The sequence below is a fragment of the Kitasatospora sp. YST-16 genome, from assembly GCF_026802215.1.
In the GTDB taxonomy this organism is placed as follows: domain Bacteria; phylum Actinomycetota; class Actinomycetes; order Streptomycetales; family Streptomycetaceae; genus Kitasatospora; species Kitasatospora cineracea.
In genome coordinates this window covers 3,394,900-3,409,454 of sequence record NZ_CP113837.1, presented here as the reverse complement: position 1 = coordinate 3,409,454, position 14,555 = coordinate 3,394,900, and the positions used below count along the sequence as shown (strand labels likewise).

General features: G+C 72.3%; 10 protein-coding genes, 1 tRNA gene and 1 pseudogene. 6 read left to right on the top strand and 6 right to left on the bottom strand.

The features are described from left to right. Positions 1-96: 96 nt before the first annotated feature. The 4 genes from OU787_RS15595 to dnaK form a co-directional block, all read right to left on the bottom strand. A complete protein-coding gene (locus OU787_RS15595; RefSeq protein ID WP_030457531.1) occupies positions 97-627 on the bottom strand; it encodes a heat shock protein transcriptional repressor HspR in 531 nt (176 codons plus the stop codon). A 7-nt stretch (positions 628-634) separates the two neighbouring features. Next, positions 635-1,786, bottom strand: a complete 1,152-nt coding sequence (gene dnaJ / locus OU787_RS15590; RefSeq protein ID WP_030457530.1) for a molecular chaperone DnaJ — start codon at positions 1,784-1,786, stop codon at positions 635-637. Positions 1,787-1,922: 136 nt separating this feature from the next. Next, positions 1,923-2,513 (bottom strand): nucleotide exchange factor GrpE, encoded by a 591-nt coding sequence (gene grpE / locus OU787_RS15585; RefSeq protein ID WP_030457529.1) that lies wholly within the window; start codon positions 2,511-2,513, stop codon positions 1,923-1,925. Beyond that, positions 2,510-4,357, bottom strand: coding sequence for a molecular chaperone DnaK (dnaK, locus tag OU787_RS15580; protein WP_030457528.1), 1,848 nt, complete (start codon positions 4,355-4,357; stop codon positions 2,510-2,512). The genes grpE and dnaK overlap by 4 nt, the downstream gene beginning before the upstream one ends. A gap of 302 nt (positions 4,358-4,659) precedes the next feature. Here dnaK and OU787_RS15575 point away from each other — a divergent pair, with 302 nt between their 5' ends. The 4 genes and pseudogenes from OU787_RS15575 (at position 4,660) to OU787_RS15560 (ending at position 10,453) form a co-directional block, all read left to right on the top strand. After that, complete coding sequence (locus tag OU787_RS15575; RefSeq protein WP_268659690.1) at positions 4,660-6,873, top strand: (Fe-S)-binding protein; 2,214 nt, start codon at positions 4,660-4,662, stop codon at positions 6,871-6,873. Positions 6,874-7,241: 368 nt separating this feature from the next. Beyond that, positions 7,242-8,315: pseudogene (locus OU787_RS15570) on the top strand (sugar phosphate nucleotidyltransferase); the annotation flags it as partial. A 199-nt stretch (positions 8,316-8,514) separates the two neighbouring features. Continuing rightward, complete coding sequence (locus OU787_RS15565; RefSeq protein ID WP_268659689.1) at positions 8,515-9,489, top strand: Yip1 family protein; 975 nt, start codon at positions 8,515-8,517, stop codon at positions 9,487-9,489. 70 nt (positions 9,490-9,559) lie between these two features. Continuing rightward, positions 9,560-10,453, top strand: coding sequence for a metal-dependent hydrolase (locus OU787_RS15560; protein WP_030457524.1), 894 nt, complete (start codon positions 9,560-9,562; stop codon positions 10,451-10,453). 64 nt (positions 10,454-10,517) lie between these two features. Here OU787_RS15560 and dcd read toward each other — a convergent pair whose 3' ends face one another. Next, positions 10,518-11,093: a dCTP deaminase gene (gene dcd, locus OU787_RS15555; RefSeq protein ID WP_030457523.1), complete on the bottom strand. Its 576-nt coding sequence runs from the start codon at positions 11,091-11,093 to the stop codon at positions 10,518-10,520. A 449-nt stretch (positions 11,094-11,542) separates the two neighbouring features. Between dcd and OU787_RS15550 the strand changes: the two genes are divergently transcribed. Next, positions 11,543-11,613: transfer RNA gene (locus OU787_RS15550), tRNA-Gly, on the top strand. A 192-nt stretch (positions 11,614-11,805) separates the two neighbouring features. After that, on the top strand, positions 11,806-13,095 hold the full coding sequence (locus OU787_RS15545) for a flavin-containing monooxygenase (RefSeq protein ID WP_030457522.1): 1,290 nt from the start codon (positions 11,806-11,808) through the stop codon (positions 13,093-13,095). A 113-nt stretch (positions 13,096-13,208) separates the two neighbouring features. Here OU787_RS15545 and OU787_RS15540 read toward each other — a convergent pair whose 3' ends face one another. Next, a complete protein-coding gene (locus OU787_RS15540; RefSeq protein WP_232794781.1) occupies positions 13,209-14,318 on the bottom strand; it encodes a tryptophan dimethylallyltransferase family protein in 1,110 nt (369 codons plus the stop codon). Positions 14,319-14,555: the final 237 nt, after the last annotated feature.

Below are 14,555 nucleotides of genomic sequence, written 5' to 3'. Positions count from 1 at the left end.
CGGATGGGATGACTGGTGCACTCTCTCACCATGCCGAAGCCGCCGGCACCCCCCGAATGGTAGGGCGACGGCGGCTCGGTGCGTCCCGGCGGGGTGTCAGCGCTTGGGCCGCCAGACCACCAGCGCGCTGGACTGCTGGACCTGCTGGTAGGGGACCAGGTCGCGGCGGTAGGAGGCGTGGACGGCGGCCTCGCGCTGCTGGAGGGTGGCGGCGGCGCCCTCCAGGGCGTCGACGAGTTCGCTCACGCGGGACTGCAGGGCGGTGACCTGGTTCTCGAGTTCGATGATGCGCTTGATTCCGGCCAGGTTGATGCCCTCGTCCTGGGAGAGCCGCTGGACCTCGCGCAGCTGCTGGATGTCCCGGGCGGAGTAGCGGCGGCCGCGGCCGGCGGTGCGGTCGGGGCTGACCAGGCCGAGGCGGTCGTACTGGCGGAGGGTCTGCGGGTGCAGGCCGGAGAGCTCGGCGGCGACCGAGATGACGTAGACCGGGGTGTCCTCGGTGAGGACGTAGGGCGGGGCGGCGGCGCGCGGGCGGCCGCCGCCGGGCAGGCCCTCGCCGAGACCGGGGCCGGGGCCGATCCGGCCGGTGCCGTCGCCGCCGTGGCTACTGTCGGGGTGGGGACTCATCGGGGTCTCACGCTCCCTCCGCCGCCTTGAACAGGGCGGCTCGCGGGTCGTCCGAGGCGGTGGCCTCGCGGTACTGCTCCAGTGCGGTCAGCGCGTCTCCGTCGACGTGCTTGGGCACCGTGACCTCCACGGTGACCAGCAGGTCGCCGCGGGTGCCGTCCTTGCGGGTGGCGCCCTTGCCGCGGGCCCGCATGGTCAGGCCGTTGGCGCTGCCGGGCGGCAGCTTGAGCTTCACGGCCGGGCCGTTCAGGGTCGGCACCTCGATGGTCCCGCCGAGGGCGGCTTCGGGGAAGCTCACCGGCACGGTCACCGTCAGGTTGTCGCCCTTGCGCCCGAACACCGGGTGCGGGTCGACGTGCACGGTGACGTACAGGTCTCCGGGCTGGCCGCCGCGCTCGCCCTGGGCGCCCTTGCCCTTGAGCCGGATCCGCTGGCTGTCCTGCACGCCGGCGGGGATGCGGACCTGCATGGTGCGGGCGGAGGAGGCCCGGCCGCTGCCGTGGCAGACGGTGCACGGGTCGTCGACGATCATGCCGCGGCCCTTGCAGTCCCGGCAGGGCTCGGAGAGCGCGAAGGCGCCCTGGCCGCGGCTGACGGTGCCAGCGCCGACGCAGGTCGGACAGACCCGCGGGGTGGTGCCGGCCTTGGCGCCGGTGCCGGCGCAGGCGCGGCAGGCGGCCTGGGAGGTCATCCGCAGCGGCACGGTCGCGCCGTCCACGGCCTCCTCGAAGTTCAGCGTGACCTCGGTCTCGACGTCGGCCCCGCGGCGCGGCTGGGCGGCCTGCCGGCCGCCGCGGTTGAACAGGCCGCCGAACACGTCGCCGATCCCGCCGCCGCCCGTGCCGCCGCCGCCGTTGAAGAGGTCGCCGAAGTCGAAGCCGCCGGACGCGCCGCCCGCACCGCCGGGCCGGAAGCCGCCGCCCGCGAACAGCGAGCGGGCCTCGTCGTACTCCTTGCGGCGCTTCTCGTCCGAGAGCACGTCGTAGGCCTCGGAGATGTCCTTGAAGCGCTCCTCGGCCTTGGCGTCGCCCTTGTTCGCGTCCGGGTGGAACTCGCGGGCCAGCTTGCGGTAGGTCTTCTTGATCTCTGCGGGGGTGGCGTCCTTGGGCACGCCGAGGACCTTGTAGTAGTCCTTCTCCACGTAGTCCTTAGCGCTCATGGCCTTTGACCGCCACCTCCCGGGAAACCGAAGTTCTGTTGCCTGTCGGCACCGCGGTGCGGTGCCCTGATACGGCGCTGCGGAGCCGGCCGCCGTACTGGACGACGTACGACTCCGCAGCGCACGGGGACTCTACTCAGCTGTCGGACGAACCGTCAGCCTTGTCGCCGTCCGGCTCGCCGGTGGTCTGGGTGCCCGGCTGGGGCTCCGCGACCGCGACCATCGCCGGGCGGATGATCCGCTCGCCGATCCGGTACCCGGGCTGGAGGATCTGCACGCAGGTGTCCTCCGTCACGTCCGACGAGTAGCTGTGCATCAGCGCCTCGTGGATCGTCGGGTCGAAGGGCTCGCCCTCCTTGCCGAACTGCTGCAGCCCGAGCTTGGCGACGACCGTCTCCAGCGACTCGGCGACCGACTTGAAGCCGCCCGTCACCTCGCCGTGCTCGCGGGCCCGGCCGATGTCGTCCAGCACCGGGACCAGCGACTCCAGGATGTTGGAGACGGCGATCTCGCGGACGGTGGAGCGGTCGCGCTCGACCCGCTTGCGGTAGTTCTGGTACTCGGCCTGGAGCCGCTGCAGGTCGGCGGTGCGCTCGCCGGCCTCGCGCTTGGCGGCGGCCAGCTCGTCGGCACCGGCGCCCGCGACGGCCTCCTCGGCTGCCTTGAGCACTGCCTCCTCGGCGGCGGAGTCGTCGCCGGGCTGCTCGCCCTGCGGCTTCTCCGTCATGCCGCACCGCCCTTGGGCTTCTCGTCGTCGACGATCTCGGCGTCGACCACGTCGTCGTCCTTGGCGCCCGCCTCGCCGGCACCGGCCGCACCGGCCGCCGCGCCCGCGCCGTCGGCCTGCGCGTACAGCGCCGCGCCGAGCTTCTGGGCGGTGGTGGAGACCTTCTCGGTGGCGGTGCGGATGGCCGCGATGTCCTCGCCCTTGAGGGTCTCCTTGAGCTCGCCGATGGCGGTCTCGACCTCGGTCTTGACGTCGGCCGGGAGCTTGTCCGCGTTGTCCGCGATGAACTTCTCGGTCGAGTAGACGAGCTGCTCGCCCTGGTTGCGGGTCTCGACGGCCTCGCGGCGCTTGGTGTCCTCCTCCGCGTAGCGCTCGGCCTCCTCGCGCATGCGGTTGACCTCGTCCTTCGGCAGCGAGGAGCCGCCGGTGACGGTCATCTTCTGCTCCTTGCCGGTGCCGAGGTCCTTCGCGGCCACGTGCATGATGCCGTTGGCGTCGATGTCGAAGGTGACCTCGATCTGCGGCAGGCCGCGGGGCGCCGGCGGCAGGCCGGTCAGCTCGAACATGCCGAGCTTCTTGTTGTACGCCGCGATCTCGCGCTCGCCCTGGTAGACCTGGATCTGCACGGAGGGCTGGTTGTCCTCGGCGGTGGTGAAGATCTCGGAGCGCTTGGTCGGGATCGTGGTGTTGCGCTCGATCAGCTTGGTCATGATGCCGCCCTTGGTCTCGATGCCGAGGGACAGCGGGGTGACGTCGAGCAGCAGGACGTCCTTGACCTCGCCCTTGAGCACGCCGGCCTGCAGGGAGGCGCCGATGGCGACGACCTCGTCCGGGTTGACGCCCTTGTTGGCGTCCTTGCCGCCGGTCAGCTCCTTGACGAGCTCGGCGACGGCCGGCATGCGGGTCGAGCCGCCGACCAGGACCACGTGGTCGATCTCGGACAGCTGGATGCCGGCGTCCTTGATCACGTTGTGGAACGGGACCTTGCAGCGGTCCAGCAGGTCCGAGGTGAGCTGCTGGAACTGGGAGCGGGTGAGCTTCTCGTCCAGGTGCAGCGGGCCCTCGGCGGAGGCCGTGATGTAGGGCAGGTTGATCGAGGTCTCGGAGGACGAGGACAGCTCGATCTTGGCCTTCTCGGCGGCCTCGCGCAGGCGCTGGACGGCCATCTTGTCCTTGGACAGGTCGACGCCGTGGCCGGACTGGAAGACCTTCACCAGGTGGTCGACGACCCGCTGGTCCCAGTCGTCGCCGCCGAGGTGGTTGTCGCCGTTGGTGGCCTTGACCTCGACCACGCCGTCGCCGATCTCCAGCAGCGACACGTCGAAGGTGCCGCCGCCGAGGTCGAAGACCAGGATGGTCTGGTCGTCCTTGTCCAGGCCGTAGGCCAGGGCGGCCGCGGTCGGCTCGTTGACGATGCGCAGGACGTTCAGGCCCGCGATCTCGCCGGCCTCCTTGGTGGCCTGGCGCTCGGAGTCGTTGAAGTAGGCCGGGACGGTGATCACCGCGTCGGTGACCGTCTCGCCCAGGTAGGCCTCGGCGTCCCGCTTGAGCTTCTGCAGGACGAAGGCGGAGATCTGCTGCGGCGTGAAGTCCTTGCCGTCGATGCCGATCTTCCAGTCGGTGCCCATGTGGCGCTTGACCGACCGGATGGTCCGGTCGACGTTGGTGACCGCCTGGCGCTTGGCGACCTCGCCGACGAGCACCTCGCCGTTCTTGGCGAAGGCGACGACGGACGGCGTGGTCCGAGCGCCCTCGGCGTTGGTGATGACCGTGGGCTCACCGCCCTCAAGAACACTGACGACGGAGTTCGTCGTACCGAGGTCGATGCCGACCGCGCGTGCCATCGTGAATACCTCCGGGGAAGAAGTTGAGCAGTACGGGCTCAAGGATGCACGACCGATCCGGCGGCGTCAACAGCTTTGAGTCCGTGTCGCTCAACTTTACTGAGCGCTTATGTCGCGCCGGGCGGGTGGGCTGGTCCGGGCGGGTGAGTCTGGACTTAGTGACTGCCGCCATACCTTGAACATCTTCTGGTGGGGTGTTAACGCGCGGTAATGTCCGGCGGGTCAGCCCTCCAAGTTACCGACCAGTACACTCTGTGGAGGACTGGTACCACTGGGAACAAGCCGCTGGAGACGGAGAGCCGATGCAGCTAGCAGCGATCGTCATCTCGCTGGTCACCTTCGTGATCGGCACCGCGCTCGCCGCCCGTGCGGCGCTGTACATCTACAAGGTGGTGCGCACCGGCTCCGCCGACGGCACCCGCTTCGGTCAACCCGCGCAGCGGGTGGCCACCGTGGCCAAGGAGTTCCTGGGCCACACCCGGATGAACCGCTGGGGCGTCGTCGGCGTCGCCCACTGGTTCGTCGCGGTCGGCTTCTTCTCGCTGGTGCTCACCCTGGTGAACGCCTTCGGGCAGCTCTTCGACGCCGAGTTCGCGCTCCCGGTGATCGGCCACTGGCTGCCGTGGAACATCTTCGTCGAGCTGATCGGCACCCTGACCACCCTGGGCATCCTGGTCCTGATGGCGATCCGCCTGCTCAGCCTGCCCTCCCGGGCCGGCCGCAAGTCCCGGTTCGCCGGCTCGATCGCCTGGCAGGCGTTCTACGTCGAGTACACGATCCTCGGCATCGGCCTGTGCATCATGATGCTGCGCGGCCTGGAGGGCGCCCTGGAGGGCCTCGACTCCTACGACCCGGCCTACCTGGTCTCGTACCCGATCGCGGCCGCCTTCCACGGCACCGCGCACGGCACCCTGGTGAACCTGGTCTACCTGTTCGCCATGCTGAAGATCTGCATCTCCTTCGCCTGGGCGATCACCATCGGCGTCAACCCCTCGATGGGCGTCGCCTGGCACCGCTTCCTGGCGTTCTTCAACATCTACTTCAAGCGCGAGGAGGACGGCGCCACCGCGCTCGGCGCGCTGCGCCCGATGACCAGCAACGGCGCCCCGATCGACTTCGAGGACCCGGCCGACGACGCGGTGTTCGGCGTCTCCCAGGTCGAGCACTTCTCCTGGAAGGGCATCCTCGACTTCTCCACCTGCACCGAGTGCGGCCGCTGCCAGTCGCAGTGCCCGGCCTGGAACACCGGCAAGCCGCTGTCGCCCAAGCTGCTGATCATGAGCCTGCGCGAGCACGCCTTCGCCAAGGCCCCGTACCTGCTCGCGGGCGGTGGCAAGGACATGGAGGGCGAGGAGAAGGCGAGCAGCGAGCAGCTCAAGGACGTCCCCGCGTCCGCGCTGGCCGAGGCCGAGCGCCCGTTGATCGGCACCGCCGAGGAGAACGGCGTCATCGACCCGGACGTGCTGTGGTCCTGCACCACCTGCGGCGCCTGCGTCGAGCAGTGCCCGGTCGACATCGAGCACATCGACCACATCGTCGACATGCGCCGCTACCAGGTGATGATCGAGAGCAGCTTCCCGACCGAGGCCGGGACGATGCTCAAGAACCTGGAGAACAAGGGCAACCCGTGGGGCCTGGCCACCAAGGCGCGCCTGGACTGGGTCAAGGAGCTGAAGAAGGAGACCGGCATCGAGGTGCCGGTGATCGGCGAGGACATCGACCCCGCCGAGGTCGAGTACCTGTACTGGGTCGGCTGCGCGGGCGCCCTGGAGGACCGGGCCAAGAAGACCACCAAGGCCTTCGCCGAGCTGCTGCACACCGCGGGCGTGAAGTTCGCGATCCTCGGCAAGGAGGAGACCTGCACCGGTGACTCCCCGCGCCGGCTGGGCAACGAGTTCCTGTTCCAGATGCTCGGCGCGCAGAACGTCGAGACCCTGAACGCCGCGCTGGAGGACGCGCCGACCAAGCGGATCGTCGCCACCTGCCCGCACTGCTTCAACACCATCGCCAACGAGTACCCGCAGCTCGGCGGCCACTTCGAGGTCATCCACCACACCCAGCTGCTGCAGCACCTGATCGACGAGGGCAAGCTGCTGCCGGTGAACCCGGTGGAGGGCCTGATCACCTACCACGACCCGTGCTACCTCGGCCGGCACAACAAGGTCTACACCCCGCCGCGCGAGATCATCGGCAAGGTGCCCGGCCTGCGCAACGAGGAGATGCACCGCCACAAGGAGCGCGGCTTCTGCTGCGGCGCCGGCGGCGCCCGGATGTGGATGGAGGAGCGGATCGGCAAGCGGATCAACACCGAGCGGGTGGACGAGGCGCTCTCCCTCAACCCGGACATCGTCTCCACCGCCTGCCCGTTCTGCCTGGTGATGCTCTCCGACTCGGTCAACGGCAAGAAGAACGAGGGCGCGGCCAAGGAGCACCTGAAGGTCGTCGACGTGGCCCAGCTGCTGCTGGAGTCGGTCAAGGCCATCCCCGCCGCCGACGCGGAGCCGGTGGACGCCTGACGCCCCCGCGCACCCCGGATCCCGGACCCCGGACGCCCGCCGCGGCTCCGGGGTCCGGGCGCGTCCGGGCCCGGATCGGGAGACGTATCCGGGCGCATCCGGGCAGATCGGCCCACTGCCGCCCGCCGGGCCGGGCGGCCGGGGCACGGCGCCGGACGCCGCCGCGGCACCGGTGCGCCGGGTCGCACGCCTGCTCGACCGGGGTGGTGGTACGGGGACGATATTCGAGCAAATAGAGTGTGCGGCGGAACCACGGGAAGGGCCGGTTCCGTCGGAGGCCATGGCACGCTGCCCCGGCCAGTTCATCGAGCGAGCGCACCGGACCCTGTCGTGCCGGGCCGCCGGATTCGACTACGGGAGACAACACCATGACCCAGGCGATCATGCTGGTCGGAGGCAAGGGCACCCGCCTCCGTCCGCTGACCACCCACACGCCGAAACCCATGCTGCCCGTGGCGGGGGTCCCGTTCATCGCGCACCAGCTCGCCCGGGCCGCCGCGGCCGGCGTCACCCGGGTGGTGCTCGCCACCTCGTACCTCGCCGAGGTCTTCGTCGACCACTTCCAGGACGGCAGCCCCTACGGCATCGAGCTGGTCTACCTCACCGAGGAGGAGCCGCTGGGCACCGGCGGCGCGATCCGCAACGCCGCCTCCGGCCTGACCTGCGGCCCGGACGAGCCGGTGCTGGTCTTCAACGGCGACATCCTGTCCGGCCTGGACATCGCCGCCCTGCGCGACGGGCACAGCGCCTCCGGCGCCGACGTCACCCTGCACCTCACCCGGGTGGCCGACCCGCGCGCCTTCGGCCTCGTCCCGACCGACCCGGACGGGCGGGTGCTGGCCTTCCTGGAGAAGCCCGAGACCCCCGAGCAGATCGTCACCGACCAGATCAACGCGGGCTGCTACGTCTTCACCCGCTCGGTGATCGACCGGATCCCGGCCGGCCGCGAGGTCTCGGTCGAGCGCGAGACCTTCCCCGAGCTGCTGGCCACCGGCGCGCTGCTGCGCGGCGTCGTCGACACCTCGTACTGGCTCGACCTGGGCACCCCCGGCGCGTTCGTCCGCGGCTCGGCCGACCTGGTGCTCGGCAAGGTCGACTCCCCGGCCGTCCCCGGCCCCACCGGCGAGGCGCTGCTGCTGCCCGGCTCGGTCGTCGACCCGGCCGCCGTGCTGAGCTCCGGCACCGTGGTCTCCGAGGGCGCCCGGATCGGGGCCGGTGCCATCGTCGAGGGCAGCGTGGTGCTGCCGGGCGCCCGGATCGAGGCCGGCGCGTACGTCAAGGACTCCATCGTCGGCGCCTACGCCGGGATCGGTGAGCGCTGCGCGCTGGACGGCGTGGTGATCGGCGACGGCGCCGTCCTGGAGGCCGAGAACGAGCTCCCGCCCGGCCTGCGGATCGCCTGCGGCACCCGGCTCCCGGTCGGCGCCGTGCGGCTGTCCGCCGGCCCCGGCGGCTGCGAGGCCGGCCTGAGCAACGCCGCCGCGGTGCACGCGCCCGGCGCCGGCGTCGTCGGCTGACCTCCCGCACCACTTCGCACGGCCTTCCGCGGGGCCGGGGCGCACCGTCACAGGACGGCTGCAATCCGGCCCCGCCGCCATGATCACCCGACGGGGGGTCAGCCGTTGCGGGTACCGTCGAGACGTGGCTGGCAATCGACACGACGACGGACGGGGCGCCGACCCCCGGCACGGCTGGGGCGCCCCGCAGGGCGACCCGTACCCGGGCGCGCCCACCGGGGTCCCCGAGTACTTCACCGCCCCGCACCCCGGCCCGGTCGGCCCGGGCGACCAGCCGGGCCACACCAGGGCCTTCGCGGTCGGCGAGCAGCCCTACGGCGAGGCCCCCTACGGCGAGGCCCCCTACGGCGAAGCCCCGTACGGCGACCAGCCGGCGTACCCGTACGGCGGCCAGGACGGCTACGGGTACGGCTACGACGACGGGTACGGCGGGGGCCACGGCGGCGGGCCGGGCCAGGACGGCTACGGCCAGGACGGCTACGGCCAGGCCCCCGGGCCGGCCGACAACGTGGCGGTCTACCGGGCCGGCGGCCAGGCCGCGCCGCACGCGGGCGGGCCCCGGCTGCCCTGGCGGCAGCTGCTGGTCGGGATGTACCGCAGCCCGAGCGCCACCTTCGACCGGATGCGCGACCACCAGGTGTGGCTGCCCGCGCTGTGCGTGTCGCTGCTGTACGGCGTGCTCGCGGTGTTCGCCCTCGACGCCACCTACGACCAGGTGGTGCACTCCGCCTTCGCGGTCGCCCTGTGGGCGATCGGCGGCGCCGCGCTCGGCTTCACGCTGGCCGGCGGGGTGCTCTCCGCGGTCACCTACGTGCTGGCCCGGCAGTTCGGCGGCGACGGCCCCTGGCAGTCCACGGTCGGCCTGGCCGCGCTGATCAGCTGGACCACCGACGCCCCGCGGCTGCTGCTCGCGCTCTTCCTGCCGATCGGCAACCCCGTGGTGCAGGCGGTCGGCTGGGCGACCTGGGTGGGCTGCGCGGTGCTGCTGACCGTCATGGTGCGGCGGATCCACGACCTGCCCTGGGGCAAGGCGGCCGGCGCCGCCGCGGTGCAGCTGCTGGCGCTGCTGGTGCTGATCAAACTGCCCACCCTGGGCTGACCGGAGCGGCCGTCCGGCTTTGTAGGGTGGGGTGTTCGGCCCACCCTCACTTCCCGTCCGGAGCCCGCGCATGAGCCTGCCCACCACCCACGTCAGCTTTCCGGCCGGGGAGGTGACCGGCGAGTCGCCGGTCCTCGCCGTGCACGACCTGCCGGACGGCCGCACCGCGGTGGTCACCGCGGCGACCCCGTTCCACCCGGTCGACCACACCTGGCCCGACCAGCCCGCCGACCTCGGCACCCTCGCCGTCGACGGCACCGTCCACCCCGTGGTCGACTGCCTGACCGGCGCGGCCGGGCCCGGCGGGGAGTTCGCGGTCGGCGCCGACATCCCGGTCCGGCGCGGCGACGAGGAGTGGTCCTGGCTGGTGCTGCACGTGCTGCCCGGCGGCGCGCTCGGGCCCGAGGCGGTCGGGCGCACCGCGGCGCTCGCCGTCGACGCCGAGCGCCGGGCCGGCCTGTCGGCCGCGCACACCGGCTGCCACCTGCTGGCCCTCGCCCTGAACGGTGCGCTCGCCGACCGCTGGCGCAAGGACCCGGGCCGCGCCGACGCCCTCGGCCACCCCGACTTCGACAGCCTCGCCATGGACAGCTCGGTGATGGACACCGCCGCCAGCACCGACACCTACCGGATCGGCAAGTCGCTGAAGAAGAAGGGCTTCACCGTCGACGCCACCGACACCCTCCCGGCACTCGCCGACGCCCTCCCCGCCCTCACCGCGGACGTCAACGCCCGGCTGGCCGCCTGGGTCGCCGCCGACGCCCCGATCGGCATCGACACCCCCGGCCCCGAGCTCACCGCCCGCCGCCGCTGGCACGCCGAACTCCCCGAGGGCCCCGCCGCCATCGCCTGCGGCGGCACCCACCTGCACCGCCTCGGCCGGCTCACCGCCCTGCGCGCCGAGCTGACCCTCTCCGCGGACGGCACCGAACTCGTCGCCGTCACCACCCCCGCCCGCGCCTGAGCGCGCGCACGCGGCGAGGGCCGGCCCCGTCCGCCGGGACCGGCCCTCGCCGCGTGCGCCCCGATCAGACCTCGGTGCGGTGGAAGTTCAGGTAGGAGCGGGACGGCGTCGGGCCGCGCTGGCCCTGGTAGCGCGAGCCGTAGCGCTCCGAGCCGTACGGGTGCTCGGCCGGGGAGGACAGCCGGAACAGGCACAGCTGCCCGATCTTCATCCCCGGGTACAGCTTGATCGGCAGCGTCGCCACGTTCGACAGCTCCAGCGTCACGTGCCCGCTGAAGCCCGGGTCGATGAAGCCCGCCGTCGAGTGCGTCAGCAGGCCGAGCCGGCCGAGGCTCGACTTGCCCTCCAGCCGGGAGGCCACGTCGTCCGGCAGCGTGATCACCTCGTAGGTGGAGGCCAGCACGAACTCGCCCGGGTGCAGGATGAACGCGTCGTCGTTCTCCGGCTCGACCAGCCGGGTCAGGTCGGGCTGCTCCTCGGAGGGGTCGATGTGCGGGTAGCGGTGGTTCTCGAAGACCCGGAAGAAGCGGTCCAGTCGGACGTCGATACTCGACGGCTGGACCATCGACGGCTCGAACGGGTCGATCACGACCCGCCCCTTGTCGATCTCGGCACGGATGTCGTTGTCGGAGAGCAGCACGCCCCCGAGGGTACGTGCCACGGGGCGGGCGCCCAAAAGCGCCCGCCCCGTGGACCGCTCCAGCTCACCCGCTACGCCAACGACTCCGCCGCCACCAGCCGCAGCCCGCGGGCCAGCTCGTCCGCCGACAGCTCCGAGACGTCCGCCGGCACCGAGCTCCGCAACCGCCCGCACCGGGGGCACCGCAACAGCCGCCCCGGGCCCAGCCGGCCCTCCTGCAAGTGCTGCATCGGAAACGCCGCCGTACTGAACACGTGCCCCTCGGCACAACGAACCACGGTGCGCTGCTCCATCGGTCCCCTTCCCACGCTTCCGCCGACAGCGTCACATTAGGGGATCTACCGGACGCCCTCCGCCCAGGCTCGCCGCCGCGGAAACCCTGCGCTCACCGCCCGGCGCCATGGGGTACAGTGGTCCTTGATCGGGCCGTCACTGACGGGCCGTCAGCTGCGGGCGTAGTTTAATGGTAGAACATGAGCTTCCCAAGCTTAGAGCGCGAGTTCGATTCTCGTCGCCCGCTCCGCAGAGAGCCCCCAGGCCACCGGCCCGGGGGCTCTCGTCGTTTCCGTACGGCGGTCGGCGGGCAGCGGGCGGTGGGTGCGGTCGGCGGGGCTCGTGGGTCCCGGGGGTGGTGTGGGGGCTGCTTATGCTGGAGGGTCAAGATTGTTCGGGGAGCGGCGAGTTAACGGCTGAGCGATTCCTGGAGGTCGCGGTGGGTGTCTGTGTGATCGGGGCGGGGCTGTCGGGGCTGGCGGCGGCGTACGCGCTGCGCGAGCGCGGGCTGGACTTCGTCTGCCTGGAGAAGTCGCCCGGGGTGGGCGGGATCTGGCGGCGGCCGTCGGCGGGGGAGCCGGGGCCGGCGTACCGGGCGCTGCACCTGAACAGTGCGAAGCAGCTGACCGGCTTCGAGTCCTTCCCGATGGGGGAGGAGATGCCGCTGTACCCGAGCCACCGGGACATGGCGGTGTACCTGCGGGAGTTCGCCGAGTGGGCGGGGCTGCTGCCGTACATCGAGTTCCGCACCGAGGTGGTGTCGATACGTCAGGACCCGCACGGCATATGGACGGTGGTGAGCCGGGACGCGCGGGGAGTGGAGAGCAGCCGGACCTTCGACCAGGTGGTGGTGGCGTCGGGGCACCACGACGTGCCGCTGCTGCCGAACCCGCTGCCGGCGGGCGCGGAGACGTTCACCGGCCGGGTGCTGCACTCGATGGACTACGTGGACGGCGCCGAGTTCGCCGGGCAGCGGGTGGTCGTGGTGGGCCTGGGGGCGTCGGCGGTGGACATCGCGGCGGACGTGTCGCGGCACGCGGAGCGCACCGTGCTCTCGGTGCGCAACGGCCAGCACGTGGTGCCCAAGCAGCTGTTCGGCATGTCGGTGGACATGATCGCGGTGGCGCCGTGGTTCAGCTCCAAGTCGCTGCCGGAGCAGCAGGAGTTCATCGAGGAGGCGCTGCGGGTGGCCCGCGGCCCGCTGACCGAGTACGGCCTGCCGGAGCCGCCGAACCGGATCTTCCAGTCGCCGGTGACGGTCTCGGACGAGATCCTGCAGCGGATCCGGCACGGCGCGGTCCGGCCGCGTCCGGGCATCGCGGAGCTGTCCGGGTCGACGGTCCGCTTCACGGACGGGAGCGCCGAGGAGGCGGACGCGCTGGTGTTCTGCACCGGCTTCGGCTGGACGATGCCGTTCCTGCCGGCGGACCACCCGGCGGGCGGGCGGGGCCCGGTGCGGCTGTACCGGCGGGTGGTGGACCCGGAGCGGCCGGGGCTGTACTTCCTGGGCCTGGTCCGCCCGGTGGGGTCGATCACCCGGCTGGTGGAGGCGCAGGCGCGCTGGGTGGTGCGGCTGGTGACCGGCGAGTCGCTGCTGCCGGGCGCCGACGTGATGGCCAAGGAGGTCGACGGCTACCTGGAGGGCATCGGCCGCCGGTACGGGCTGTCGGCGGGGGCCTCGGTCCAGGTCGACGTGAACGGCTACCTGCGCCAGCTGGCGGAGGCGTAGCGCCTGGGCCGCAGCGGAGGGTTCCTCGGGATGCCCGTGATACAGGGGGTCACGGGGTTTCCTCCGGCAGCTGCGGCCGTCGGCGGACGGCGGGGGAGCGGCGGTGCGGCGGGTCAGCGCACCGGCCGCGGTCCGCCCGGCCGTCCGCCGGGCGGGCGGACCTGGTACGCCTCGGAGGAGAGGTAGGCGGTCAGCCGGGCGGCGCGCCCCTCCTGGTGGACCATGGCCAGGTAGGCGATCAGGCCGACGCCGTCCTCCAGCCGTCGCGGGGTGAGGGCGCCCAACGAGTCGCGGAGCACGGCGGGGTCGATCCCGTACCGGGTCAGCAGGGTCTCGGCGCGGCCCAGCACCTCGCGGTCGTCGCGGGCGTAGTCGCGGACCGGGACGTGCAGGGTGAAGCCGCTGGGGCGGTCCGCCGCCGGGTCGGTGAAGGCGTGGCAGGTGAGCACGGGGCGGCGGTCGAAGACGCCGTCGCGGCCGGCCGGCAGCCCGGAGGCGGTGTGCAGGAAGGCTTCGGTCTCGGCGGGCGAGGGGCCGTGGGCCATCCGGTTGAGCGTGCTGACGGCGGAGGCCCGCAGCTCGTGGTGGGCGGTGTACAGCTTCAGCCGGGGGGTGTCCCAGTCGCCGAGGTCGAGGGCGAGGAAGACCAGCCGGTCGGCGGGCGGGAGGCTGTCGTACGCCCGGTGGTGGCCGAGCCGGCGCAGGGCCTCGCGCACGGTGGCGCCGGCCCGGTCGGGGCCGGACGCGGAGGGGTTGAGGTAGGCCTTCATCCGGGGGACGCCGCCGGGGGACAGCTCCAGGGCGATCCAGAGCGCGAAGCTCCCCTGCGGGTCGTCGGGGAGGAAGAGGTCCTGGATCAGGTCGAGTTGGTCGGTGGCGATGTCCCAGCGGCGGGCCAGTTCGTGCACCGCGCGCAGGGCGAGCCGGCCGCTCTCGCCCAGGGTGCCGAAGCCGCTGGCCGGTTCGAGCAGGATCCGCAGCGAGGGGGCGGTGCCGGCGGACAGCGAGAGCGAGAACTCGACGGGGGTGTGGTCGTCGGAGAGGAAGGTCCGGACGGCGGGCGGCAGGTCGAGCGGCCGGTGCACCACCGGGCCGAGCGCGTCGGTCAGGGCGCGGGCGTAGGCGGCGGAGTCACCCGCGTCCAGGCCCACCAGGGCGCACAGGTCGAGGAGTTGACGGGCCGTGTGGCCGCCGACGGTGCGTCCGGACGGTCTGGGCGGCAACAGAACTGTCCCCCGGCCCAGTGGCCGGGGGACGTCGGTGCGGAGAGGGCGGCCGCCGGGAGCGGTGGGCCCTGGGAGGAACGGGCTGCGGGTCTCGGCGGCGTCTTGGGATATGTGGTCCACGACACCCTCCTGTTCTCCGGTCATCGGCGCCATGGCATATGGCGCGGGCATTCGCGCTGATTACCCGGGTTTTTCAGGGTTCATGCCGGAATGACGGGGAGACAAGTGTTGTGA